Below are 515 nucleotides of genomic sequence, written 5' to 3' on the forward strand. Positions count from 1 at the left end.
GCCCTGCACGCGATCCTTGATCTGCTGCATGTCGGCCTGCGCGGGCAGCGGCAGCGACAGCCGCAGCGCATCGGCGTCGAACGCGACGGCGCCCGCGCCGAGCGCGATCGTCACCGTCTTGCCGAGATACGGCAGCTGCGCGCCGTCGCGCCAGTCGATTTGCGGCAGCGCGCGCTGCTCGGCGCGCGTCTTCCACTCCGCGAGCTTCGCGAAGATCCAGCGTTGTTTCTCGGCGATCGCCGCTTCGATATCGGCGAGCGTGACCCAGCGCGGCGCGGTGATCGACAACCCGCTGCCGTCGATCGTGAAGCCGATCGTGCGGCGCGCGGAGCGCTTCAGCCGGTATTCGAGCACGCGGCTGTCGAGCGCGAACGTGCGCACGCGCGAGCGATCGGGCGCCCGGCCCGGATCGAGCGGCGCGGCGGGGGCGGCTTCGGGCGGTGCCGGCGGGGCGGCAGGCGCCGACGGCGCAGCGGCCGGCCCGTCGAAGAGCGGCAGATCCATCTGGCGATGAT

At 73.0% G+C, this 515-nt stretch carries 1 protein-coding gene; it reads right to left on the bottom strand.

All coding sequences use genetic code 11. The annotated features are described in order from the left end of the window. Window positions 1–515, bottom strand: a 515-nt coding sequence (locus H3O04_RS35670; RefSeq protein ID WP_237666554.1) for a YgjP-like metallopeptidase domain-containing protein, incomplete at both ends; no start/stop codon positions are given.

The organism is Burkholderia sp. KCJ3K979 (genome assembly GCF_016759955.1).
Classification (GTDB): domain Bacteria; phylum Pseudomonadota; class Gammaproteobacteria; order Burkholderiales; family Burkholderiaceae; genus Burkholderia; species Burkholderia orbicola.